Below are 23,076 nucleotides of genomic sequence, written 5' to 3' on the forward strand. Positions count from 1 at the left end.
GCTAACGCTTACCCGGCCTACGGTCCGAAGATTTTTGTAGGCCGGGTAAGGCGAAGCCGCCACCCGGCAAACAACGTCATCAGAGCTTCGCAAACACCCGACGCGCCGCGTCGATGGTGTTATTGATATCCTCTTCGCTGTGCGCGACCGACATAAAGCCTGCCTCAAACGCTGACGGTGCAAGATAGACACCTTCCTCCAGCATCAGATGGAAGAAACGCTTGAAGCGCTCAACGTCGCACTTCACCACATCCTGATAGCGGGTCACGGTTTTCGCTTCGGTGAAGAAGATGCCAAACATGCCGCCAACGTGGTTTACCACCAGCGGAATACCTGCGTCTTCAGCCGCGTCCAGCAGGCCGTTTGCCAGTTGCGTGGTGCGCTCGGTCAGGGTGGTATGGATACCCGGCTGCGCCACTTCGTTCAGACAGGCGAAACCTGCCGCCATGGCAATCGGGTTACCGGAGAGCGTACCGGCCTGATAGACCGGACCGGTTGGCGCCAGCGCGTCCATCACCTCTCTGCGGCCGCCAAAGGCGCCTACCGGCATACCGCCGCCGATGATTTTGCCCAGGCAGGTCAGGTCCGGCACTACGTCGTAATACGCCTGCGCACCCGCCAGGGCAACGCGGAAACCGGTCATCACTTCGTCGATGATCAGCAGCGCGCCGAACTCGTCGCACAGCGCACGCAGCCCCTGCAGGAAGCCAGGCTGCGGTGGAATGCAGTTCATGTTGCCTGCCACCGGTTCGACGATGATGCAGGCGATCTCCTGCGGATATTGTTCAAATGCCGCACGCACCGAATCGAGATCGTTATAGGTGCAGGTCAGGGTGTGCTTCGCGAAGTCTGCCGGCACGCCCGGGGAGTTCGGCTGGCCGAGAGTTAGCGCGCCGGAACCGGCTTTCACCAGCAGGCAGTCCGCGTGACCGTGGTAGCAGCCTTCGAACTTGATGATTTTGTCGCGGCCGGTAAAACCGCGAGCCAGACGTATGGCGCTCATGGTCGCTTCGGTACCGGAGTTCACCATGCGGACCATATCCATGGTCGGCACCAGCTCGGTCACCAGCGCCGCCATTTTCACTTCCATCTCGGTCGGTGCACCGAAACTTAACCCGCGCTGCGCCGCTTCAATCACCGCGTTGCGGATCGCCGGGTGGTTGTGGCCCAGCACCATCGGGCCCCATGAGCCGACATAATCGATATAGGCTTTGCCATCCACATCGTACAGATAGGCGCCATCGGCACGTTCGATAAACAGCGGTGTACCGCCCACGCCGGTAAAGGCACGGACCGGGGAGTTAACACCGCCAGGGATAAGCTCGCGGGCTGCACTGTAGAGGTTTTCAGACTTGCTCATGGCGTCGTTCCTGGCTCGTATAAAATGATTAAGCCCACTATTCTAAGTGATTCGTTGAAGGTTATGAAATTTTTACCCTGGTAATGCATTAACAATTGTTAAGCAATTTTCAGGAGACGGCTGGGCGGTCTCTGGTAAAATCCCTGCGGCTATTTGTATGACGAAAGAAAACAGGCAATGAAAGCAGATTCTCCCTCATTTGAAGAACAACAGTTTGCGCGGGCGCGATATCGTATCAGCGTCCGGCGGCTGCTCAACCGCGATAAAACACCGCTGGCGATTTTGCTGGGCGCAGCCGTTGTCGGCACCCTGGCGGGCCTGGTAGGCGTCGCATTCGAAAAGGCCGTCAATGGCGTGCTTAACTGGCGTATTGGCACCGTGGCGGGTTATGCCGATCGTGAAGGGTTGGTCTGGATCCTGGCCTTTGGTTTATCTGCCCTGTTCGCGATGGTCGGTTATTTTCTGGTGCGTAGATTCGCTCCGGAAGCGGGCGGGTCGGGGATCCCTGAGATAGAAGGGGCGCTCGAAGAGCTGCGTCCGGTCCGCTGGTGGCGCGTCCTTCCTGTTAAGTTTATCGGCGGGATGGGAACGCTTGGTGCAGGGATGGTGCTCGGGCGGGAAGGGCCGACCGTACAGCTGGGCGGTAATATTGGCCGTATGGTCAGCGACCTGTTCAGAATGCACAGCGCGGAAGCACGCCATACGTTGCTGGCAACCGGTGCCGCCGCGGGGCTTTCCGCCGCCTTTAATGCCCCGCTGGCGGGGATCCTGTTTATCATCGAAGAGATGCGCGCTCAGTTTCGCTATAACCTGATCTCGATTAAAGCGGTCTTTACCGGCGTAATTATGTCGAGCATTGTCTTTCGGCTTTTCAATGGCGAAGGGGCGGTCATTGAGGTAGGCAAGTTGACCAACGCGCCGGTCAATACGCTGTGGCTGTATCTGATCCTTGGCATGGTTTTTGGCATTGTCGGCCCGCTGTTTAATGCCCTTATTATTCGTGCTCAGGATATGTTCCAGCGGATCCACGGCGGCAATACGACCAAATGGGTGCTGGTGGGCGGCCTGCTCGGGGGCGTGTGCGGCGTGCTGGGCTTTATCGAACCCAACGCGGCTGGCGGTGGCTTTGGCCTGATCCCCATTGCGGCGGCGGGTAATTTCAGCATCGGCCTGCTGCTGTTTATGTTTATCTCCCGGGTCATCACCACCGTACTTTGCTTCTCTTCCGGCGCCCCTGGCGGCATTTTTGCCCCGATGCTGGCATTAGGCACGTTGCTGGGTACGGCCTTTGGCATGGCCGCTGCCGCAGGTTTCCCGGCGTATCATCTTGAGGCCGGCACCTTTGCCATCGCCGGGATGGGGGCGCTACTGGCGGCATCGTTGCGCGCGCCGCTGACCGGCATCGTGCTGGTACTGGAGATGACCGACAATTACCAGCTCATTTTGCCAATGATCATTACCTGCCTGGGGGCCACACTATTAGCCCAGTTTCTCGGCGGAAAACCGTTATACTCCACCATTCTTGCCCGTACCCTGGCGAAGCAGAATACTTGAATGAATTACCAGGGTATTAGATAATGACAACAAGAATTGGGTGATTTTTACCCACTAGCAGTATTCATGGGAGCATAAGATGAGTGATGACGTAGCGCTGCCGTTGCAGTTTACCGAAGCAGCAGCCAAAAAAGTAAAAGACCTGATTGCCGATGAAGACAACCCGGCGCTGAAATTGCGTGTGTACATTACGGGCGGCGGCTGTAGCGGCTTCCAGTATGGTTTCACCTTTGACGATCAGGTTAACGACGGCGACATGACCATTGAGAAGCAGGGCGTCGCGCTGGTCGTTGACCCGATGAGCCTGCAGTATCTGGTGGGCGGCGCGGTGGACTACACCGAAGGTCTGGAAGGTTCCCGCTTTGTGGTGACCAACCCGAACGCAACCAGCACCTGCGGGTGTGGATCGTCGTTCAGCATTTGACTGTAATGCCCGGTGGCGCTTCGCTTACCGGGCCTGTTCGCTATCTTCCATTCTCATCCAGCGCAAAGGTTGGCAGCTTCAGGTGCCAGCGGATTGCCGCCAGGCGGATCCCCAGAGTAACTACCATTCCCAGCATCGCCGCCTGTTCCAGCGGAACGTGAAAGGTGTACCAGGCCGTAGCGTGAACGATCCCACCCAGAATGCAGGCCGTGGCGTAGATTTCCGTTCTCAGGATCATCGGCACTTCGCGCGCCAGAATATCGCGAATAATCCCGCCGCCCACGCCGGTGACCACTCCCATACAGATCGCCACCATCGGGCCGGTGCCGGCCATAAAGGCTTTGTTGACGCCAATACCGACAAACACCGCGAGGCCAACCGCATCCAGCACCGGCAGCAGCCATTTCGGCAGGCGACGCGGCTGACGGACGAGGATAATGGTTAACATACAGGTGACCATAGCGACCACCAGATCGGTAGGATCTTTGACCCAGAATACCGGGCCATGATCGAGCGCCATATCGCGGATCGTCCCTCCGCCCACGGCGGTGACCACCCCTAACACCAGCACGCCAAAAGGATCCATGCGTAATTTACCGGCCAGCAGAACGCCGGAGATCGCAAAAACGGCTGTGCCAAGAATATCCAGCCAATAAACGAGCATTATCATCCTCGGGAAAATGAGTGGCTCTGCGACAGCGCAGAGCAGAGTTGTTTTGCGGCGAGGATAATACGCGGGCTTGCGCGCTCAAACCAGTCGCTGTTCAGCGCAATCACGGGTATTTTTAGCTGGCTTTGCCAGTACTGTTCTATTTTAGGAATATCGCCCGCCGAACCGCCTACCACAATCGCCTGAGGCTGGCGCGCCAGAACCTGCTCGCGGCTCACCTGGGGCCAGGGAACGCGGCTGGCGGCAAAAATGTTTTCCCCGCCACAGAGCTCAATGACCTGATGTTGCAGGGAGCCCTGGCTGGTCGTGAACAGAGGTTGTTGGCCGAACTGGATAAATACCCGCTTTTTCGGCAGGGTGGCGTAGGTGGCTTTTAAGGCGGCATAATCGTTGAGCATCTGCTGTGCGGCCTGTCGGGCCTGGTCTGGCGTCGGGCTCCAGGGGGCGAGATCGCGAAGGGCCTGCGCGACCTGTTCAATGCTGGTGGCATCGATCCACTGCACTTTTATCCCCAGCGAGGCCAGCTGGTTCACCTGACGTTCTGCATTACCGCCGCGCCAGGCCAGCACCAGATCGGGCTTCAGGGCGACGATACGTTCGACATTCATGCCTTGCCAGGTAGCGACCTGTTCAATCTTTGCCGCCTCAGGGGGATAGTCGGAAAAGCTGCTGACCCCGACGGGGGTGATCCCGGCGGCAAAGGCCAGCTCGGTATTGGCTGGGGAGAGGGAGATAACACGCGGCGCGGCCAGAAGCCACGCCGGTGTCAGCAGAAACAGCGCCAGCAGCGCCCTGAGGAGCGGCTTAGCCACGCGCCAGTTTCTGCACCAGGGTCTCAACCATCAGGCTGGACTGTTTGGCTGCGACCACGAGGAACTCGTCGAAGCTCAGGTGAGACTGCTGATCCGCGACGTCGGAGATGGCGCGAACTACCACGAAGGGCACGCTGAAGTTATGGCAGACGTGGGCAATGGCGGTTGCTTCCATCTCAACGGCAATCGCCTGAGGGAAGTTATGACGGATTTTCGCCAGGTTCACGGAGCCATTGATAAAGGCATCGCCGCTGACAATCAGGCCACGCACGGCGTTGAGGTTCAGTTCCGCGATGCAGCTTTCTGCAGCGGCAACCAGTTTTTCGTCGGCTTTAAAACCGGCCGGGCAGCCCGGGAGCTGGCCGTACTCGTAACCGAAGGCGGTCACATCGGCGTCGTGATAGCGCGCTTCGTCAGAAACCACGATATCGCCCACTTTCAGGGTTGGCGCCAGGCCGCCCGCAGAGCCGGTGTTAACGATCACGTCTGGCTTGCAGCGCTCCAGCAGAAGGGTAGCGCCCAGCGCTGCGGAGACTTTACCGATACCGGATTTCAGCAGAGCAACTTCTGTACCGTTCAGCGTGCCGGTATAAATCTCGCAACCACCCAGAGAGAGGGTCTGGCGGTTCTCAATTTTGTCACGCAGCAGCGTAACTTCTTCTTCCATTGCTCCAATAATACCGATTTTCATAGATTTACTCGCGATGTGCCTTGTTAAGATGCATAGTCTATCATGCGATTTAGGGGAAACGCATTCTCACGCGGGGGAGCATATGGCACCAATCGATTTTCGCACCAAAATTAACTGGCATCGCCGGTACCGCTCTCCGCAGGGGAACAAGAACGAACATGAGATCCTGCGGATTTTCGAAAGCGACCGCGGACGTATCGTTAACTCGCCGGCGATCCGCCGCCTGCAGCAAAAAACGCAGGTCTTTCCCCTCGAACGCAACGCCGCCGTGCGCACCCGCCTGACCCATTCGCTGGAGGTGCAGCAGGTTGGGCGCTATATCGCCAAAGAGATCTTAAGCCGCCTTAAGGAGCAGCGCCTGCTGGAAACCTACGGACTGGATGAGCTGACCGGGCCGTTCGAAAGTATCGTTGAGATGGCGTGCCTGATGCACGACATCGGCAATCCCCCCTTTGGTCATTTTGGCGAAGCGGCCATCAATGACTGGTTCCGCCAGCGCCTGTTCCCCTCGGATACCGCCAGCCAGCCGCTGAGCGACGATCGCTGCGTGGTTCAGGCTCTGCGGCTGCGTGATGGCGAAGAGACCCTGAACGGGCTGCGGCGCAAGGTGCGTCAGGATCTGTGTCATTTTGAAGGCAATGCGCAGGGCATCCGTCTGGTACACTCCCTGATGCGCATGAATCTTACCTGGGCGCAGGTAGGGTGCATCCTGAAATATACCCGTCCCGCCTGGTGGCAGGGTGAACCTCCCGCGACGCACAATTATTTAATGAAAAAACCGGGCTACTATTTCTCGGAAGAGGCGTATATCGAGCGGCTCCGGCAGGAACTTTCCCTCACGCAGTATGCCCGTTTTCCATTGACCTGGATTATGGAAGCGGCAGACGATATTTCCTATTGTGTGGCCGATCTGGAAGATGCGGTTGAAAAAAGAATATTCAGCGTCGAGGGGCTTTATCAGCATCTTTATGATGCCTGGAGTAACCACGAGAAAGGGTCCTTGTTCTCACAGGTTGTCGAAAACGCCTGGGAGAAATCGCGCTCCAATTCCCTCAGTCGTAGCACCGAAGATCAGTTCTTTATGTATTTACGCGTCAATACATTAAATAAACTGGTGCCCTACGCGGCTGAGCGCTTTATCGACAACATTGAACAAATTTACCATGGCGAGTTTAATCATGCGCTGCTGGAAGATGACAGCAGTTTTAGCCAACTGCTTGAACTCTATAAAAATGTCGCCATGCGGCATGTGTTCAGCCATCCGGAGGTCGAACAGCTGGAATTACAGGGCTATCGGGTGATAACCGGCCTGCTGGAGATCTACCGTCCACTGCTGCAATTATCCGCCGAGGAGTTCAGCGAACTGGTAGAAAAAGAGCGGGTCCGCCGTTTTCCGATTGAATCCCGGCTATTTCACAAACTTTCACCGCGCCATCGGCTGGCTTATGTTGAGTCGGTCAGTAAATTTAATCGCCAGCAGCCAGACTGGCCGGTACTGGAGTTTTATTATCGCTGTCGCCTGATTCAGGACTATATCAGCGGAATGACAGACTTATATGCCTGGGATGAATACCGCAAGTTGATGGCGGTGGAATAAGGCGGAGTTTTGTAAAGACGGCCAATAAATTTTTACTTTTTCCAGAAACTTAATGCCGGAACTAAGCGCGTCGAAACGAATCTGATATACACAGCAATTGTGCGTGACCTGTAAATCGAGATTAAGAAACATGAAAAAAACCACTTTAGCAATGAGTGCACTGGCTCTGAGTTTAGGTTTAGCGTTATCCCCTCTGTCTGCCAGCGCAGCAGAGACCGTCTCTTCCGCAGCCACTGCGCAACAGATGCCAAGCCTGGCACCGATGCTGGAAAAAGTGATGCCGTCGGTAGTGAGTATCAACGTGGAAGGCAGCACCACCGTCAACACGCCGCGCATGCCGCGTAACTTCCAGCAGTTCTTCGGTGATAACTCGCCGTTCTGCCAGGAAGGTTCCCCGTTCCAGAGCTCACCGTTCTGCCAGGGCGGGGCGGGTGATGGCAACGGCGGCGGTCAGCAGCAGAAGTTTATGGCGCTGGGTTCCGGCGTGATCATTGATGCGGCCAAAGGCTATGTGGTCACCAACAACCACGTGGTGGACAATGCCAGCAGCATCAAGGTTCAGCTGAGCGACGGGCGCAAGCTTGATGCCAAAATCGTCGGGAAGGATCCGCGCTCTGATATCGCGCTGATACAGATTCAGGATCCAAAAAACCTGACGGCAATTAAGCTGGCCGACTCTGATGCCCTGCGCGTCGGGGATTACACCGTGGCAATCGGTAACCCGTTTGGTCTGGGTGAGACGGTGACCTCCGGTATCGTTTCTGCCCTCGGTCGTAGCGGCCTGAATGCAGAAAACTATGAAAACTTTATCCAGACCGATGCGGCGATAAACCGCGGTAACTCCGGTGGCGCGCTGGTCAACCTGAACGGTGAGCTGATCGGGATTAACACCGCGATCCTCGCCCCGGACGGCGGCAACATTGGGATTGGCTTCGCGATCCCAAGCAACATGGTGAAAAACCTGACCGCACAGATGGTCGAGTTTGGCCAGGTGAAACGCGGCGAGCTGGGGATTCTCGGCACCGAGCTGAACTCCGAGCTGGCGAAAGCGATGAAGGTTGATGCCCAGCGCGGCGCCTTTGTCAGCCAGGTGATGCCAAACTCCTCCGCGGCGAAAGCGGGGATAAAGGCCGGGGACGTGATCACTACCCTGAACGGCAAACCGGTTAGCAGCTTCGCGGCACTGCGTGCAGAAGTCGGCTCCATGCCGGTGGGCAGCAAAGTGTCCCTGGGTCTGCTGCGTGAAGGTAAACCGGTGAACGTGCAGCTGGAACTGCAGCAGAGCAGCCAGAACCAGGTGGATGCCGGCACTATCTTCAGCGGTATCGAAGGTGCGGATATGAGCAATAAAGGGCAGGATAAAGGCGTATCTGTGGATAACGTCAAAGCCAACAGCCCGGCTGCCCGTATTGGCCTGAAGAAAGGGGATGTGATTATCGGCGCCAACCAGCAGCCGGTTAAGAACATCGCTGAACTGCGCAAAATTCTCGACAGCAAACCATCGGTGCTGGCGTTGAATATCCAGCGTGGCGACACCTCTCTTTATCTGCTGATGCAGTAATCTGTTCTGCCCCTGTTTCTGTCTGGAAACAGGGGCTTTTTCATTCCTTTCTGTGAACCTTTCCACAAGTCCATACTTCTCCTTCACAGTTTGTGCATTCGCACAATGCGGCCCTGATTGATCTTCCTTATGCTTGAGCTCTGCTCAGAGGAGGGCGACATGGCTGGCTGGCATCTTGATACCAAAATGGCGCAGGATATCGTGGCGCGAACAATGCGCATCATCGACACCAATATCAACGTGATGGACGCACGTGGCCGGATCATCGGCAGTGGCGATCGCGAGCGTATTGGGGAATTGCACGAAGGTGCGCTGCTGGTGCTCTCTCAGGGGCGCGTGGTGGATATTGATGACGCGGTGGCGCGGCATCTGCATGGCGTGCGCCAGGGGATCAACCTGCCGCTGCGTCTGGAAGGCGAGATTGTCGGGGTGATCGGTCTGACCGGTGAGCCGGAGTCTTTGCGCAAATACGGTGAGCTGGTCTGTATGACGGCAGAAATGATGCTGGAACAATCCCGCCTGATGCACCTTCTGGCGCAGGACAGCCGCCTGCGTGAAGAGCTGGTCATGAACCTGATCCAGGCGGAAGAGCATACCCCGGCGCTGACCGAGTGGGCGCAGCGGCTGGGCATCGATCTCAACCAGCCCCGCGTGGTGGCGGTGATTGAGGTCGACAGTGGTCAGCTCGGAGTCGATAGCGCGATGGTTGAGCTACAGCAGCTGCAGAACGCGCTGGCGACGCCGGAGCGCAATAACCTGGTGGCGATCGTCTCGCTGACCGAGATGGTGGTACTCAAACCGGCGTTAAACCAGTTTGGTCGCTGGGATGCGGAAGATCACCGTCGGCGCGTGGAACAGCTGATTGCGCGGATGAAAGAGAACGGACAGCTGCGTTTCCGGGTGGCATTAGGCAACTACTTTACCGGCCCGGGCAGCATTGCCCGCTCCTGGCGTACGGCACGGACCACAATGATGGTCGGCAAGCAGCGTATGCCGGAAAACCGCAGCTATTTTTATCAGGATTTGATGCTGCCGGTGCTGCTGGACAGCCTGCGCGGCGGCTGGCAGGCCAACGAACTGGCCCGTCCGCTGGTACGTCTGAAAGCGATGGATAACAACGGCCTGCTGCGGCGTACGCTGCAAGCGTGGTTCCGTCATAACGTGCAGCCGCTGGCCACGTCAAAGGCACTTTTTATTCACCGCAATACGCTGGAGTACCGCCTGAACCGTATTTCGGAGCTAACGGGGTTGGATCTGGGGAATTTTGACGACCGGCTGTTGCTGTATGTGGCGTTGCAACTGGATGAGCAGCGGTGAGTGAATCGCCCGGCGGCGCTGCGCTTACCGGGCCTACAAAACCACGAATGTAGGCCCGGTAAGGCGAAGCCGCCACCCGGCACACAGCGACGGATTACTTGTTACGGGTCAACTTCTCAAGATCCGCTTCGATTTCCGTGATCTTGTGGGCAACGACGCTTTCCAGATGACGCAGGTCATCCAGGATCTTCCGCTTCAGATCCACCTCAGTGCGATCGCGCTGGCAAATCTGATCCAGCTCATCAATCACATAGCGCAGATTCGGGCTGATCTCCTGCACCTCTTTGTAACCCTGACCGATGCCATCGGCAACGACAGTTTTACGCTGGCGCGGGTACTTGAACTTCACGCTCTTGGCGAAGAACTCGCCCTTATCCTTGTGGAAATAGATTTTCAGGATATCGTTGTTGGCTTCCTGACGGAGGCTGTAACGGTCAATTTCATCAGGATTAGTAATGCCCAGACTTTTCAGATTATCGTACATAGCGGTACCCTTGATCTCAACATAACCCATGAATAATTCACGAAAAAATCTATTTTCGCCACCCTGAGATATAAAAAAAGCGGGGTTGCCCCCGCTTTTTGTTATACCCGATTAATCGATGGTACGCAGCAGTTCGTTGATGCCAACTTTGCCGCGGGTTTTTGCATCGACTTTTTTGACAATCACCGCACAGTACAGGCTGTATTTGCCATCTTTTGATGGCAGGTTACCGGATACCACTACCGAACCCGCCGGTACGCGACCGTAATGCACTTCGCCGGTTTCGCGATCGTAAATACGGGTGCTCTGGCCGATATAAACGCCCATGGAGATCACGGAGCCTTCTTCCACGATCACGCCTTCAACCACTTCGGAGCGCGCGCCGATGAAGCAGTTGTCTTCGATAATGGTCGGGTTCGCCTGCAGCGGCTCCAGAACACCACCGATACCCACGCCGCCGGAGAGGTGTACGTTTTTACCGATCTGCGCACAGGAACCCACGGTTGCCCAGGTATCCACCATGGTGCCTTCATCAACGTAAGCGCCGATGTTCACGTAGGATGGCATCAGCACGGTATTGCGGGCGATAAACGCACCCTGACGAACGGCTGCCGGTGGCACCACGCGGAAACCTTCTTTCTGGAAACGCGCTTCGTCGTAATCAGCGAATTTCATCGGGACTTTATCGAAGTAGCGGCTTTCCGCACCGTCGATAACCTGGTTATCGTTAATACGGAAAGAGAGCAGTACCGCTTTCTTCAGCCACTGGTGAGTGACCCACTGACCGTCGATCTTTTCGGCTACACGCAGCGCGCCGGAATCAAGCAGAGAAATCACCTGATTGACCGCCTCGCGGGTCACGGTATCCACATTTGCCGGAGTAATTTCGGCGCGACGCTCAAAAGCGGACTCAATAACGTTCTGTAACTGCTGCATAGTTCAACTCTTTCCAGGTAAAAAAAAACATCACCCTTTATCGTTTGGATTGAGGGCTGCTGTCAACCGTTGTTGCACTTCCTGTTGCAGGGCATTATTAAGCCCACGACGGTCGGCTGTGGCGATTATAAATAAATCTTCTACTCGCTCGCCAATGGTTGTAATTCTGGCCCCATGCAGCGAAATTCCCAGATCGGCAAACACCTGCCCGACCCGGGCCAGCAGCCCTGGCTGGTCAAGGGCGATCAGCTCGAGGAAGGATTTCCGGTCGGTATGCGTCGGCAGGAAATTGACCTCGGTATCGACGGTAAAGTGGCGCAGTTTCGCCGGCTGTCGACGCGGTTGCGGTGGCTGCCAGCTGTGCTGGGTGATCGCCTGCTCCAGCCCGTAGCGAATCGGCTCGTGACGATCCGCGGACAGCGGACTGCCGTCCGGCTCCAGCACGATAAAGGTATCCATCGCCATGCCGTCGCGGGTAGTGAAGATTTGCGCGTCGTGTACGCTGAGGTTACGTCTGTCGAGTTCGGCGCAGACCGCGGCAAACAGGTAAGCGCGATCGGGGCTCCAGATAAAGATCTCCGTTCCCCCGCGGGTTGCCTGCGGGCTGAGCAGGATCAGCGGTTTGGTCAGATCGTGCTGCAGCAGATGACGGGCGTGCCAGGCCAGCTGGTTCGGGCTGTGGCGTACAAAATAGTTGGCGCGACAGCGCGCCCAGATCAGATGCAGCGCCTCTTCATTTATATTCTCCATCCGCAACAGCGCCAGGGCTTGCATCTGGTGATGACGCACGCGTTCGCGCATGTCCGGCGTGCTCTGCATGCCGCGACGCAGCTGCTTCTCGGTGGCGAAGTAAAGTTCGCGCAGCAGGCTCTGCTTCCAGCTGTTCCACAGCGTCTCGTTGGTGGCACAGATATCCGCCACCGTCAGGCAGACCAGGAAACGCAGGCGATTCTCGGTCTGCACCTCTTCGGCAAACTGTTTGATGACCTCGGGATCCTGAATATCGCGCCGCTGAGCGGTGACCGACATTAGCAGGTGATGGCGAACCAGCCAGGCCACCAGCTGCGTTTCGCGCGAATTGAGCCCATGCAGCTCGGCAAATTTCAGCACGTCTTCCGCGCCGAGGATTGAGTGGTCGCCGCCGCGCCCTTTGGCGATATCGTGGAACAGGGCGGCAATCAGGATCAGCTCCGGGTTGGTGAGGCGCGGCCAGAGTTCAACGCAGAGCGGGTGACGGCTGCGCACCTCCTCCTGGGCGAAGCTTTCCAGCTTCAGCATTACGCGGATGGTGTGTTCGTCAACGGTATAAGCATGGAACAGGTCAAACTGCATCTGGCCGACGATATGCGACCACTGCGGCATATAGGCCCAGAGCACGCTGTGACGGTGCATCGGCAGCAGCCCGCGGCTTACCGCGCCAGGGTGGCGCAACATGCTCAGGAACAGCGACCGTGCTTCCGGGATGTAGCACAGAGGCTGAGTCAGATGGCGGCGGGCGTGGCGCAGGTGGCGCAGGGTAGTGGAGTAGATCCCGGTGATGGTGCTGTTACGCACCATGGCGTAGAACATGCGCAGGATCGCTTCCGGCTTACGGATAAACAGCGTCTCGTCGCGCAGGTCGATTAAGGTGCCGCGCAGCTGGAATTCATCATCAATCGGGCGCGGTTTTTCGTCGGCGGTCAGGGCCAGGATCGCCTCGTCGAACAGCTGCAACAGCATCTGATTCAGTTCACCCACCCGACGGGTGACGCGGAAGAAGTCCTTCATCATCTGCTCGACCGGCTCGTTGCCCTCGCCGCTGTAGTGCAGGCGCTGGGCAACGCTCAGCTGACGGTCAAACAGCAGGCGGTTATCGTAGCGGGTCACTTCCAGATGCAGGGCAAAACGGATGCGCCACAGCAGATGCAGACACTCATTCAGCTCGGTACGTTCGGCTTCGGTGAGAAAACCAAAACCGACCATCTCATCCAGCGAGGTGGCGCCGAAATGGCGGCGGGCCACCCACTGCAGGGTATGGATATCGCGCAGGCCGCCGGGGCTGCTTTTGATATCCGGCTCCAGGTTATAGCTGGTGCCGTGGTAGCGCTGGTGGCGCACCTGCTGCTCATCGACCTTGGCGGCGAAGAACTTCTCCGAGGGCCAGAAGCCGTCGCTGAAGATGTGCTTTTGCAGCTCAAGGAACAGGGCCACGTCGCCAATCAGCAGGCGCGATTCAATCAGGTTGGTGGCGACGGTGAGATCGGATAACCCCTCCAGCAGGCACTCTTCCAGGGTGCGCACGCTGTGGCCGATTTCAAGCTTAACGTCCCACAGCAGGGTCAGCAGCTCGCCGATCTTCTGCGCCTGTTCGTCAGGCAGCTTTTTCCGGCTCAGGATCAGCAGGTCGATATCTGAAAGGGGATGCAGCTCGCCGCGGCCATAGCCGCCGACGGCGACCAGCGCCACATCGCCCAACTGACCAAAACCGTAGTCAATCCATAGGCGCTGCAGGAGCTGATCGATAAATTCCGTGCGCGCTTCGATAAGCGCTTCAGCGGAGATCCCGCTGTCAAAGGTGTCACCCAGCCAGCGCTGGAAGGTATCGATATGCGCTTTGATACCGGCGCAGGTCAGCTCGGCCGTCGGCCAGACGCCGGGGTTATCCGGCTGGCCAGGCAGGGTGGGGAGGGCCGTATTGGCATACTGTTCGGGTAAAAGGTTACTCATTGCGCGCCACCCATAAGAAAAAACGATAGCCATTAAAAAAGCCGGCATTTGCCGGCTTCTTATCATGCGTCTTGCGAGAGTATCGCCGGGATAGTGTCATCCTTGCGTAACGTCAGAATTTCGCAGCCGTTGTCGGTCACCACAATAGTATGCTCATACTGGGCAGACAAGCTCCGGTCTTTGGTTTTCACCGTCCAGCCATCTTTCATGGTTCGGATGCGGTAGTCGCCCGAGTTGACCATCGGCTCAATGGTGAAGGTCATGCCCGCCTGCAGCACCACGCCGCCGTCGTCTGCATCATAGTGCAGAACCTGTGGCTCTTCATGGAAGACGCGGCCAATACCGTGACCGCAGTATTCGCGTACCACGGAGAAACCTTCTGCTTCAACGAATTTCTGGATAGCCGCACCGAGGGTACGCAGGCGAATGCCGGGCTTGACCATCTTCAGTGCCAGGTAGAGGCTTTCCTGGGTCACTTTACACAGGCGCTCGCCCAGAATGGTCGGTTTGCCGACGATGAACATCTTAGAGGTGTCACCGTGGTACTCGTCTTTAATGACGGTGACGTCGATGTTAACGATGTCGCCATCTTTCAGCAGCTTTTCGTCATCCGGGATACCGTGGCAGACCACTTCATTAATAGAGATGCAGACTGACTTCGGGAAGCCGTGGTAGCCAAGGCAAGCGGAGATTGCCTGCTGCTCGTTCACGATGTAATCATTACAGATGCGATCCAGCTCACCGGTGCTGACGCCCGGTTTGACGAATGGCTCGATCATTTCCAGCACTTCAGCGGCCAGGCGACCGGCGACGCGCATTTTTTCAATTTCTTCAGGTGTCTTAATAGAGATAGCCATGTAATCTGTCCATCAGTGTCGTTTTTTTCGACAATACTAGTCTAAGTGTTGTCAATGGTATCAGTCTGGCGCACATGCTGCCAAATTGAGATTCCTTCACCGCACACACCGCCAACAATTGTTGGTTTCGGGTAGCATTTTGTGGTATAAAGCGCGCCGGACTTCCGATCCATTTCAGATACACAGGATGGACGGGAGCGACAAATCTCACTTTGTGTAACAACACACACGTATCGGCACATATTCCGGGGTGCCCTTTGGGGTCGGTAATATGGGATACGTGGAGGCATAACCCCAACTTTTAAATAGAGGTTTTAAAACATGGCAACTGTTTCCATGCGCGACATGCTCAAGGCTGGTGTTCACTTCGGTCACCAGACCCGTTACTGGAACCCGAAAATGAAGCCTTTCATCTTCGGCGCACGTAACAAAGTTCACATCATCAACCTTGAGAAAACTGTACCAATGTTCAACGAAGCCCTGGCTGAGCTGAACAAGATCTCTTCCCGTAAAGGTAAGATTCTGTTCGTTGGTACTAAGCGCGCTGCAAGCGAAGCTGTGAAAGAAGCTGCTAACAGCTGCGACCAGTTCTTCGTGAACCATCGCTGGCTGGGCGGTATGCTGACTAACTGGAAAACCGTTCGTCAGTCTATCAAGCGCCTGAAAGATCTGGAAACCCAGTCTCAGGACGGTACTTTCGAAAAGCTGACCAAAAAAGAAGCGCTGATGCGCACTCGTGAGCTGGACAAGCTGGAAAACAGCCTGGGCGGTATCAAAGATATGGGCGGCCTGCCAGACGCGCTGTTCGTTATCGATGCTGACCACGAGCACATCGCAATCAAAGAAGCTAACAACCTGGGTATCCCAGTATTCGCAATCGTTGATACCAACTCCGATCCGGACGGTGTTGACTTCGTTATCCCGGGTAACGACGATGCAATCCGTGCTGTTAGCCTGTACCTGAGCGCTGTAGCTGCTACCGTTCGTGAAGGCCGTTCCCAGGATCTGGCTTCTCAGGCGGAAGAAAGCTTCGTAGAAGCTGAATAATAAGGTTCTACCCCTTATTAGTACCGTGTATGAATAGGGGCCAATTATCGGCCCCTTTTTTCAATTTATACTGTTTGGCTTCTGGCCGGGCAGTTCACATCTCCCGAGGATTTAAGAATGGCTGAAATTACCGCATCCCTGGTAAAAGAGCTGCGTGAGCGTACTGGCGCAGGCATGATGGATTGCAAAAAAGCGCTGACTGAAGCGAACGGCGACATCGAGCTGGCAATCGAAAACATGCGTAAATCCGGTGCGATCAAAGCAGCTAAGAAAGCAGGCAACGTTGCTGCTGACGGCGTGATCATCACTAAGATCGACGGCACCTACGGCATCATTCTGGAAGTTAACTGCCAGACTGACTTCGTTGCTAAAGATGGCGGTTTCCAGGCATTTGCTAACAAAGTTCTGGACGCAGCTGTTGCTGGCAAAATCACCGACGTTGAAGTTCTGAAAGCACAGTTCGAAGAAGAGCGTGTTGCCCTGGTTGCTAAAATCGGTGAGAACATCAACATCCGTCGCGTTTCTTCCCTGGAAGGCGAAGTACTGGGTTCATACCAGCACGGCGCGCGTATCGGTGTTCTGGTTGCGGCTAAAGGCGCTGACGAAGAGCTGGTTAAACAGCTGGCAATGCACATCGCTGCAAGCAAGCCAGAATTCGTTAAGCCAGAAGACGTGTCTGCTGAAGTTGTAGAAAAAGAGTACCAGGTTCAGCTGGACATCGCCATGCAGTCTGGCAAGCCAAAAGAAATCGCAGAGAAAATGGTTGAAGGCCGCATGAAGAAATTCACCGGCGAAGTTTCTCTGACTGGCCAGCCTTTCGTTATGGATCCAAGCAAAACTGTTGCTCAGCTGCTGAAAGAGCACAACGCTGACGTAACTGGCTTCATCCGCTTCGAAGTGGGCGAAGGCATCGAGAAAGTTGAGACTGACTTCGCAGCAGAAGTTGCTGCAATGTCCAAGCAGTCTTAATCAGCGAAAAGAAGCCGCCTGAGGGCGGCTTCTTTTTGTGTACGTTATGTGTAAATCAGCCAGACGCCTATAGTGTCTGTGTTGAGATGCGATATATCATGTCGCCAGAATTAACCCCATCTTAATCGTTGACAGTCCCAGGAAAGAAATATGGCTACCAATGCAAAACCCGTTTACAAACGCATTCTGCTTAAGCTGAGTGGCGAAGCGCTGCAAGGGTCGGAAGGCTTCGGTATTGACGCAAGCATCCTTGACCGCATGGCGCAGGAAATCAAAGAACTGGTTGAACTGGGCATCCAGGTTGGCGTAGTCATTGGCGGTGGTAACCTTTTCCGTGGCGCGGGTCTGGCAAAAGCAGGCATGAATCGCGTGGTGGGCGACCACATGGGTATGCTGGCAACGGTCATGAATGGCCTGGCTATGCGTGATGCACTGCATCGTGCCTATGTGAATGCACGCCTGATGTCCGCTATTCCGTTGAATGGCGTTTGCGATAACTACAGCTGGGCCGAAGCCATCAGCCTGCTGCGCAACAACCGCGTGGTGATCCTCTCCGCCGGTACGGGTAACCCGTTCTTTACCACCGATTCCGCGGCCTGCCTGCGCGGTATTGAGATCGAAGCCGATGTGGTACTGAAAGCGACCAAAGTAGATGGCGTGTTTACTGCCGATCCGGCAAAAGATCCTGCTGCCACCATGTACGATCAGCTGACCTACAGCGAAGTGCTGGATAAAGAGCTGAAAGTGATGGATCTTGCCGCCTTCACGCTGGCTCGCGACCACAAACTGCCGATCCGTGTCTTCAACATGAACAAGCCTGGCGCGCTGCGTCGCGTGGTCATGGGTGAAAAAGAAGGCACTTTGATCACGGAATAATTTCCGTCGACGATAAATACAGGTAAGATTCCGCTTTACTTTGTAGTGATATCTTACCTGGACGCGCCTTTGGCGTTGTCATGAATTAAACGCGACTATACTTAGCACACCTGTAGCGATGTGCTGGTGGATAGTCTGCCTGAGACAAGTTTCCAAGGATTCGTAACGTGATTAACGACATCAGAAAAGATGCTGAAGTACGCATGGACAAATGCGTAGAAGCGTTCAAAACCCAAATCAGCAAAATTCGTACTGGCCGTGCTTCTCCAAGCCTGCTGGATGGCATCGTCGTGGAATACTACGGTACGCCAACCCCTCTGCGTCAGCTGGCGCAGGTGACGGTAGAAGATACCCGTACGCTGAAAATTAACGTCTTCGATCGTTCAATGGGCCCGGCCGTTGAGAAAGCCATCATGGCATCCGATCTGGGTCTGAACCCAAGCTCCGCAGGCACGGATATCCGTGTTCCACTGCCTGCGCTGACCGAAGAGCGTCGTAAAGATCTGATCAAAGTGGTACGTGGTGAAGCAGAGCAGGGCCGTGTTGCCGTGCGTAACGTTCGCCGTGACGCGAACGATAAAGTGAAAGCGCTGCTGAAAGACAAAGAGATCAGCGAAGATGATGATCGCCGTTCTCAGGACGACGTGCAGAAACTGACCGATGCGGCAATCAAGAAACTTGATGCGGCGCTGGCAGAAAAAGAAGCGGAACTGATGCAGTTCTGATTTCTGACGTAATCTGATAAAACGCCGTACAGAAGGCCCGATGGGCTTTGCTGGCGGCGTTTTGCTTTGCTGGTTTCACTACTTCTGGATAATTCATGAAGCAATTAACACTCCTCGGCTCAACCGGCTCCATCGGTTGCAGCACGCTCGACGTCGTTCGCCACAATCCTGAACACTACACCGTGACCGCGCTTGTCGCCGGGAAAAACGTTCAGCGGATGGTTGAGCAGTGTCTCGAGTTTGCGCCACGCTATGCGGTTATGGACGACGAGGAGAGTGCTCGCCAGGTAAAAGCATTGCTGGCCGAGCACGGCAGCCGGACCGAGGTATTAAGCGGTCAACGGGCTGCCTGCGACATGGCCGCCCTGGATGACGTAGACCAGGTGATGGCGGCAATCGTGGGCGCAGCAGGACTGCTGCCAACGCTGGCGGCGATTGATGCCGGGAAGACGGTGTTGCTGGCCAACAAAGAGTCGCTGGTGACTTGTGGACGCCTGTTTATGGAGGCGGTAAAGCAGCGCGGCGCGCAACTTTTGCCGGTAGATAGCGAACATAACGCTATTTTTCAGAGTTTACCGCAACCGTTTCAGCAAAACCTGGGGTACGCTGATCTGGAGCAGAATGGCGTCTCTTCTATTTTGCTCACCGGGTCTGGTGGCCCGTTCCGTGATACGCCGTTGTCTGATCTGGTCTCAATGACCCCGGATCAGGCATGTCGTCATCCGAACTGGTCGATGGGGCGTAAAATCTCTGTCGATTCTGCCACCATGATGAATAAAGGTCTGGAATACATTGAAGCCCGCTGGTTGTTTAACGCCTCGGCAGCGCAGATGGAAGTGTTAATTCACCCACAGTCGGTGATCCACTCCATGGTCCGTTATCGGGATGGCAGCGTGATGGCGCAATTAGGCGAACCCGATATGCGTACGCCTATCGCCCATACGATGGCGTGGCCAAACCGCGTGGTCTCCGGCGTTAAGCCGCTCGACTTCTGCAAATTAAGTGCGCTGACGTTCAGTGCGCCAGATTATCAGCGCTATCCGTGCCTGAAGCTGGCGATGGAGGCATTCGAGCAGGGACAAGCGGCGACAACCGCCCTCAATGCGGCGAATGAAATTGCTGTCGCCGCCTTCCTCGAACAGCGGATCCGCTTTACGGATATCGCTGCGCTGAACCTGTCTGTTCTTGAGGCAATGGATTTGCGCGAGCCGCAAAGTGTGGATGATGTGCTGACCGTCGATGCGAAAGCCAGGCTCACGGCGCAAAAAGCGGTGACGCACCTCGCAAGCTGGTGATAATCCAGCCGTGGGTGGTCATGCTATTTGTTAGCGTTGGGCTTCAGTGATATAGTCTGCGCCACCTGATTGCGGGTAGTTGACGTTATGTGGTCAGGTAAGCCGTGGTATGACACGGCTTTTTTACGTAAAGGCTTCAGTATTCCTGAGTACCGTTAAATCCTTTCAGGGACCAAAAACGCGTTATGTTGTCTGCGAATCAACCAATAAGCGAAAACTTGCCAGCACATGGCTGTCGTCATGTCGCAATCATCATGGATGGCAATGGCCGCTGGGCGAAAAGACAAGGGAAGATCCGAGCCTTTGGGCATAAAGCTGGGGCGAAATCTGTTCGCCGCGCCGTTTCTTTTGCCGCCAATAACGGCATTGACGCGTTAACGCTCTATGCTTTCAGCAGTGAAAACTGGAATCGACCTGCGCAGGAAGTTAGCGCGTTGATGGAATTGTTCGTGTGGGCGCTCGACAGCGAAGTAAAAAGCCTGCACCGCCACAACGTTCGCCTGCGTATTATCGGGGATACCAGTCGTTTTAACTCACGTCTGCAGGAACGCATTCGAAAAGCGGAAGCGCTGACCGGGCAAAATACCGGTTTAACGCTCAATATCGCGGCGAATTATGGCGGACGTTGGGATATTGTCCAGGGTGTACGGCATTTGGCTGAACAGGTTCAGGAAGGGCTATTACAGCCGGACCAGATTGATGAAGAGGCGCTGAGTCAGCAAATCTGCATGAGTGAACTGACACCCGTGGATTTAGTAATTAGGACAGGGGGAGAACATCGCATCAGTAATTTTTTGCTATGGCAAATTGCCTACGCCGAACTTTACTTTACAGATGTTCTTTGGCCCGATTTTGATGAACAAGACTTTGAAGGTGCGCTGCATGCCTTTGCTAATCGAGAGCGTCGTTTCGGTGGTACCGAGCCTGGTGGCGACAACGCCTGATGGGGGTAGCTTTTGCTGAAGTATCGCCTGATTTCCGCGTTTGTTTTAATACCTGTTGTCATCGCGGCGCTGTTTTTACTGCCTCCGGTGGGATTTGCTATTGTCACACTGGTCGTTTGCATGCTGGCGGCGTGGGAATGGGGGCAGCTTAGCGGCTTTACCTCGCGTTCTCAGCGGGTATGGCTGGCGGTGCTGTGCGGTCTGATGCTGGCGCTGATGCTCTTTATGCTGCCGGAGTACCATCACAATATTCATCAGCCGATAATCGCAGGTTCGCTCTGGCTTTCGCTGGGATGGTGGCTGGCAGCGCTGCTGCTGGTGCTCTTCTATCCCGGCTCTGCATCGCTATGGCGTAATTCGAAAATACTGCGTCTCTGTTTTGGGCTGTTCACCATCGTTCCTTTCTTCTGGGGAATGCTTGCCCTCCGTACCTGGCACTACGACGACAACCCTTACAGCGGGGCGTTATGGCTCCTTTACGTCATGATTCTCGTCTGGGGGGCTGACTCTGGCGCCTATATGTTTGGTAAACTGTTTGGCAAACATAAACTGGCACCGAAGGTCTCTCCGGGTAAAACGTGGCAGGGTTTTATCGGTGGTCTGTTTACAGCAGCGATTATCTCCTGGGGTTATGGCGTGTGGGCCAACCTTGAGGTGGCACCGGCAACATTATTGGTCTGTTCTATCATCGCAGCGCTGGCTTCCGTGCTGGGTGATTTGACCGAAAGTATGTTTAAGCGTGAAGCAGGGATCAAAGACAGTGGCAATCTTATTCCAGGGCACGGCGGTATCCTGGATCGCATAGACAGCCTGACGGCGGCAGTTCCCGTGTTTGCCTGCCTGTTTTTGCTGGTGTTTGGGACGATTTAACGGAAGGTTTTATGCTTAGCATTCTCTGGAATCTGGCGGCATTCATTGTTGCACTGGGTGTACTTATCACGGTGCATGAATTTGGCCATTTCTGGGTTGCTCGGCGCTGTGGCGTGCGGGTAGAGCGCTTTTCAATTGGCTTTGGTAAGGCGCTCTGGCGTCGAAACGATCGCCACGGCACAGAATTTGTTATTGCCCTTATCCCACTCGGCGGCTACGTCAAAATGTTGGATGAACGCTTGGAGCCAGTGGCGCCTGAAGTGCGCCACTACGCGTTCAACAACAAAACCGTCGGCCAGCGCGCCGCAATCATTGCTGCCGGTCCGGTGGCAAACTTCATCTTCGCCATCTTTGCTTACTGGCTGGTGTTTATCATCGGTGTCCCTGGCGTTCGTCCGGTTGTTGGTGAAATTACACCCAACTCCATCGCGGCAAGCGCGCAAATTAATCCGGGCATGGAACTTAAAGCGATTGATGGCATCGAAACCCCTGATTGGGATGCCGTGCGGTTACAGCTGGTTGCCAAAATTGGCGACGAGCAAACTACCGTCAGCGTGTCACCTTTCGGATCCAGTACGCGTCAGGATAAAATCCTGAATTTACGCAACTGGACCTTTGAGCCAGATAAAGAAGATCCCGTTGCGGCGTTAGGCATTCGTCCACGCGGCGCGCAGATTGAACCGGTGCTGGCAGAAGTCCAGTCCGATTCCGCAGCGCGTAAAGCAGGTTTGCAAGCAGGCGACAGGATCGTTAAAGTCGATGGTCAACCTTTAACGCATTGGATGACCTTTGTTACTCTGGTGCGTGATAATCCAGGTACGCCGCTGGCGCTGGAGATAGAAAGGCAGGGGAGCCCACTCTCCTTAACGCTCATCCCGGATACCAAACCGGGCGGTGGAAAGGCGGAAGGGTTTGCAGGCGTGGTGCCGAAAGTGATTCCGCTGCCCGATGAGTACAAGACAATACGCCAGTATGGGCCGTTCAGCGCCATTCTTGAAGCCACGGATAAAACATGGCAACTGATGAAGCTGACCGTGCAAATGCTGGGGAAATTGATTACCGGTGACGTAAAACTGAACAACCTCAGTGGGCCGATTTCGATCGCTCAGGGGGCTGGGATGTCAGCAGAGTTCGGGGTGATTTACTATCTCATGTTTCTTGCGCTCATTAGCGTGAACCTCGGGATAATCAACCTGTTCCCACTGCCTGTTTTAGATGGGGGGCATCTGCTGTTTTTAGCGATCGAGAAGCTAAAAGGCGGGCCGGTATCCGAGCGAGTTCAAGACTTTAGTTATCGCATTGGTTCGATTTTACTGGTGCTGTTAATGGGGCTTGCACTTTTCAATGATTTCTCTCGGTTGTAAGAGAGTGTTAGGAAGAA

The 23,076-nt window shown here is 55.4% G+C and carries 21 protein-coding genes; 13 read left to right on the forward strand and 8 right to left on the reverse strand.

Annotated features, from left to right (window positions below):
- Window positions 1-79 precede the first annotated feature (79 nt).
- Window positions 80-1,360, reverse strand: coding sequence for a glutamate-1-semialdehyde 2,1-aminomutase (gene hemL, locus ES815_RS13785; protein ID WP_142488286.1), 1,281 nt, complete (start codon window positions 1,358-1,360; stop codon window positions 80-82).
- Between the two features lie 177 nt (window positions 1,361-1,537).
- On the opposite strand from hemL, the gene clcA reads away from it, so the two are divergent.
- Together clcA and erpA are read left to right on the forward strand one after the other, a co-directional pair.
- Window positions 1,538-2,914 carry a H(+)/Cl(-) exchange transporter ClcA gene (gene clcA / locus ES815_RS13790; protein ID WP_142488287.1) on the forward strand — a complete coding sequence of 459 codons (1,377 nt, stop codon included), beginning with the start codon at window positions 1,538-1,540 and terminating at the stop codon, window positions 2,912-2,914.
- A gap of 79 nt (window positions 2,915-2,993) precedes the next feature.
- The gene (erpA, locus tag ES815_RS13795; protein ID WP_142488288.1) at window positions 2,994-3,338 is read left to right on the forward strand and encodes an iron-sulfur cluster insertion protein ErpA; all 345 of its coding nucleotides are present in this window, start codon (window positions 2,994-2,996) and stop codon (window positions 3,336-3,338) included.
- 40 nt (window positions 3,339-3,378) lie between these two features.
- On the opposite strand, the gene ES815_RS13800 is transcribed toward erpA, so the two are convergent.
- From ES815_RS13800 to mtnN, 3 genes are read right to left on the reverse strand one after another with little or no spacing between them, the layout of a single operon-like run.
- Window positions 3,379-4,002: a TRIC cation channel family protein gene (locus tag ES815_RS13800; RefSeq protein WP_142488289.1), complete on the reverse strand. Its 624-nt coding sequence runs from the start codon at window positions 4,000-4,002 to the stop codon at window positions 3,379-3,381.
- A 2-nt stretch (window positions 4,003-4,004) separates the two neighbouring features.
- Window positions 4,005-4,820, reverse strand: a complete 816-nt coding sequence (gene btuF, locus ES815_RS13805; protein WP_142488290.1) for a vitamin B12 ABC transporter substrate-binding protein BtuF — start codon at window positions 4,818-4,820, stop codon at window positions 4,005-4,007.
- The gene (gene mtnN, locus ES815_RS13810) at window positions 4,813-5,511 is read right to left on the reverse strand and encodes a 5'-methylthioadenosine/S-adenosylhomocysteine nucleosidase (RefSeq protein WP_142488291.1); all 699 of its coding nucleotides are present in this window, start codon (window positions 5,509-5,511) and stop codon (window positions 4,813-4,815) included. Before mtnN ends, btuF begins: the two co-directional genes overlap by 8 nt.
- A gap of 82 nt (window positions 5,512-5,593) precedes the next feature.
- On the opposite strand from mtnN, the gene dgt reads away from it, so the two are divergent.
- The 3 genes from dgt (at window position 5,594) to cdaR (ending at window position 9,986) form a co-directional block, all read left to right on the forward strand.
- Window positions 5,594-7,108, forward strand: a complete 1,515-nt coding sequence (gene dgt, locus ES815_RS13815; protein WP_142488292.1) for a dGTPase — start codon at window positions 5,594-5,596, stop codon at window positions 7,106-7,108.
- 130 nt (window positions 7,109-7,238) lie between these two features.
- Window positions 7,239-8,669: a serine endoprotease DegP gene (gene degP / locus ES815_RS13820; protein WP_142488293.1), complete on the forward strand. Its 1,431-nt coding sequence runs from the start codon at window positions 7,239-7,241 to the stop codon at window positions 8,667-8,669.
- A 159-nt stretch (window positions 8,670-8,828) separates the two neighbouring features.
- Window positions 8,829-9,986 carry a DNA-binding transcriptional regulator CdaR gene (gene cdaR / locus ES815_RS13825; RefSeq protein WP_039030313.1) on the forward strand — a complete coding sequence of 386 codons (1,158 nt, stop codon included), beginning with the start codon at window positions 8,829-8,831 and terminating at the stop codon, window positions 9,984-9,986.
- Window positions 9,987-10,080: 94 nt separating this feature from the next.
- Here the strand turns inward: cdaR and ES815_RS13830 are convergent, their stop codons facing one another.
- The 4 genes from ES815_RS13830 to map all read right to left on the reverse strand — a co-directional run bounded on the left by ES815_RS13830 (window position 10,081) and on the right by map (window position 14,969).
- Window positions 10,081-10,470 (reverse strand): DUF3461 family protein, encoded by a 390-nt coding sequence (locus ES815_RS13830; RefSeq protein ID WP_032616607.1) that lies wholly within the window; start codon window positions 10,468-10,470, stop codon window positions 10,081-10,083.
- A 111-nt stretch (window positions 10,471-10,581) separates the two neighbouring features.
- Window positions 10,582-11,406 (reverse strand): 2,3,4,5-tetrahydropyridine-2,6-dicarboxylate N-succinyltransferase, encoded by an 825-nt coding sequence (gene dapD / locus ES815_RS13835; RefSeq protein ID WP_008501915.1) that lies wholly within the window; start codon window positions 11,404-11,406, stop codon window positions 10,582-10,584.
- A gap of 30 nt (window positions 11,407-11,436) precedes the next feature.
- Window positions 11,437-14,112 carry a bifunctional uridylyltransferase/uridylyl-removing protein GlnD gene (gene glnD / locus ES815_RS13840; protein WP_142488294.1) on the reverse strand — a complete coding sequence of 892 codons (2,676 nt, stop codon included), beginning with the start codon at window positions 14,110-14,112 and terminating at the stop codon, window positions 11,437-11,439.
- Window positions 14,113-14,174: 62 nt separating this feature from the next.
- Window positions 14,175-14,969: a type I methionyl aminopeptidase gene (gene map / locus ES815_RS13845; protein ID WP_142488295.1), complete on the reverse strand. Its 795-nt coding sequence runs from the start codon at window positions 14,967-14,969 to the stop codon at window positions 14,175-14,177.
- Window positions 14,970-15,290: 321 nt separating this feature from the next.
- Between map and rpsB the strand changes: the two genes are divergently transcribed.
- The 8 genes from rpsB to rseP all read left to right on the forward strand — a co-directional run bounded on the left by rpsB (window position 15,291) and on the right by rseP (window position 23,059).
- Window positions 15,291-16,016, forward strand: coding sequence for a 30S ribosomal protein S2 (gene rpsB, locus ES815_RS13850; RefSeq protein ID WP_032616611.1), 726 nt, complete (start codon window positions 15,291-15,293; stop codon window positions 16,014-16,016).
- Between the two features lie 117 nt (window positions 16,017-16,133).
- Window positions 16,134-16,985 (forward strand): translation elongation factor Ts, encoded by an 852-nt coding sequence (tsf, locus tag ES815_RS13855; RefSeq protein WP_142488296.1) that lies wholly within the window; start codon window positions 16,134-16,136, stop codon window positions 16,983-16,985.
- A 150-nt stretch (window positions 16,986-17,135) separates the two neighbouring features.
- Complete coding sequence (gene pyrH / locus ES815_RS13860) at window positions 17,136-17,861, forward strand: UMP kinase (protein ID WP_032616613.1); 726 nt, start codon at window positions 17,136-17,138, stop codon at window positions 17,859-17,861.
- A 167-nt stretch (window positions 17,862-18,028) separates the two neighbouring features.
- The gene (frr, locus tag ES815_RS13865) at window positions 18,029-18,586 is read left to right on the forward strand and encodes a ribosome recycling factor (RefSeq protein WP_032616614.1); all 558 of its coding nucleotides are present in this window, start codon (window positions 18,029-18,031) and stop codon (window positions 18,584-18,586) included.
- Between the two features lie 95 nt (window positions 18,587-18,681).
- Window positions 18,682-19,881, forward strand: coding sequence for a 1-deoxy-D-xylulose-5-phosphate reductoisomerase (gene ispC / locus ES815_RS13870; RefSeq protein ID WP_142488297.1), 1,200 nt, complete (start codon window positions 18,682-18,684; stop codon window positions 19,879-19,881).
- Window positions 19,882-20,066: 185 nt separating this feature from the next.
- Window positions 20,067-20,825, forward strand: coding sequence for a (2E,6E)-farnesyl-diphosphate-specific ditrans,polycis-undecaprenyl-diphosphate synthase (gene ispU / locus ES815_RS13875; protein WP_142488298.1), 759 nt, complete (start codon window positions 20,067-20,069; stop codon window positions 20,823-20,825).
- Between the two features lie 12 nt (window positions 20,826-20,837).
- Window positions 20,838-21,695 (forward strand): phosphatidate cytidylyltransferase, encoded by an 858-nt coding sequence (cdsA, locus tag ES815_RS13880; RefSeq protein ID WP_142488299.1) that lies wholly within the window; start codon window positions 20,838-20,840, stop codon window positions 21,693-21,695.
- A gap of 11 nt (window positions 21,696-21,706) precedes the next feature.
- Window positions 21,707-23,059, forward strand: a complete 1,353-nt coding sequence (rseP, locus tag ES815_RS13885; RefSeq protein ID WP_142488300.1) for a sigma E protease regulator RseP — start codon at window positions 21,707-21,709, stop codon at window positions 23,057-23,059.
- The last annotated feature ends 17 nt before the right edge of the window (window positions 23,060-23,076 follow it).

The organism is Leclercia adecarboxylata (genome assembly GCF_006874705.1).
In the GTDB taxonomy this organism is placed as follows: domain Bacteria; phylum Pseudomonadota; class Gammaproteobacteria; order Enterobacterales; family Enterobacteriaceae; genus Enterobacter; species Enterobacter adecarboxylatus_C.

Excerpts from the sequence above, each read along its gene's own strand:
- hemL (WP_142488286.1), bottom strand. The coding sequence starts at position 1,360 with ATGAGCAAGTCTGAAAACCTCTACAGTGCAGCCCGCGAGCTTATCCCT.
- clcA (WP_142488287.1), top strand. The coding sequence starts at position 1,538 with ATGAAAGCAGATTCTCCCTCATTTGAAGAACAACAGTTTGCGCGGGCG.
- erpA (WP_142488288.1), top strand. The coding sequence starts at position 2,994 with ATGAGTGATGACGTAGCGCTGCCGTTGCAGTTTACCGAAGCAGCAGCC.
- ES815_RS13800 (WP_142488289.1), bottom strand. The coding sequence starts at position 4,002 with ATGCTCGTTTATTGGCTGGATATTCTTGGCACAGCCGTTTTTGCGATC.
- mtnN (WP_142488291.1), bottom strand. The coding sequence starts at position 5,511 with ATGAAAATCGGTATTATTGGAGCAATGGAAGAAGAAGTTACGCTGCTG.
- dgt (WP_142488292.1), top strand. The coding sequence starts at position 5,594 with ATGGCACCAATCGATTTTCGCACCAAAATTAACTGGCATCGCCGGTAC.
- degP (WP_142488293.1), top strand. The coding sequence starts at position 7,239 with ATGAAAAAAACCACTTTAGCAATGAGTGCACTGGCTCTGAGTTTAGGT.
- cdaR (WP_039030313.1), top strand. The coding sequence starts at position 8,829 with ATGGCTGGCTGGCATCTTGATACCAAAATGGCGCAGGATATCGTGGCG.
- ES815_RS13830 (WP_032616607.1), bottom strand. The coding sequence starts at position 10,470 with ATGTACGATAATCTGAAAAGTCTGGGCATTACTAATCCTGATGAAATT.
- dapD (WP_008501915.1), bottom strand. The coding sequence starts at position 11,406 with ATGCAGCAGTTACAGAACGTTATTGAGTCCGCTTTTGAGCGTCGCGCC.
- glnD (WP_142488294.1), bottom strand. The coding sequence starts at position 14,112 with ATGAGTAACCTTTTACCCGAACAGTATGCCAATACGGCCCTCCCCACC.
- map (WP_142488295.1), bottom strand. The coding sequence starts at position 14,969 with ATGGCTATCTCTATTAAGACACCTGAAGAAATTGAAAAAATGCGCGTC.
- rpsB (WP_032616611.1), top strand. The coding sequence starts at position 15,291 with ATGGCAACTGTTTCCATGCGCGACATGCTCAAGGCTGGTGTTCACTTC.
- tsf (WP_142488296.1), top strand. The coding sequence starts at position 16,134 with ATGGCTGAAATTACCGCATCCCTGGTAAAAGAGCTGCGTGAGCGTACT.
- pyrH (WP_032616613.1), top strand. The coding sequence starts at position 17,136 with ATGGCTACCAATGCAAAACCCGTTTACAAACGCATTCTGCTTAAGCTG.
- ispC (WP_142488297.1), top strand. The coding sequence starts at position 18,682 with ATGAAGCAATTAACACTCCTCGGCTCAACCGGCTCCATCGGTTGCAGC.
- ispU (WP_142488298.1), top strand. The coding sequence starts at position 20,067 with ATGTTGTCTGCGAATCAACCAATAAGCGAAAACTTGCCAGCACATGGC.
- rseP (WP_142488300.1), top strand. The coding sequence starts at position 21,707 with ATGCTTAGCATTCTCTGGAATCTGGCGGCATTCATTGTTGCACTGGGT.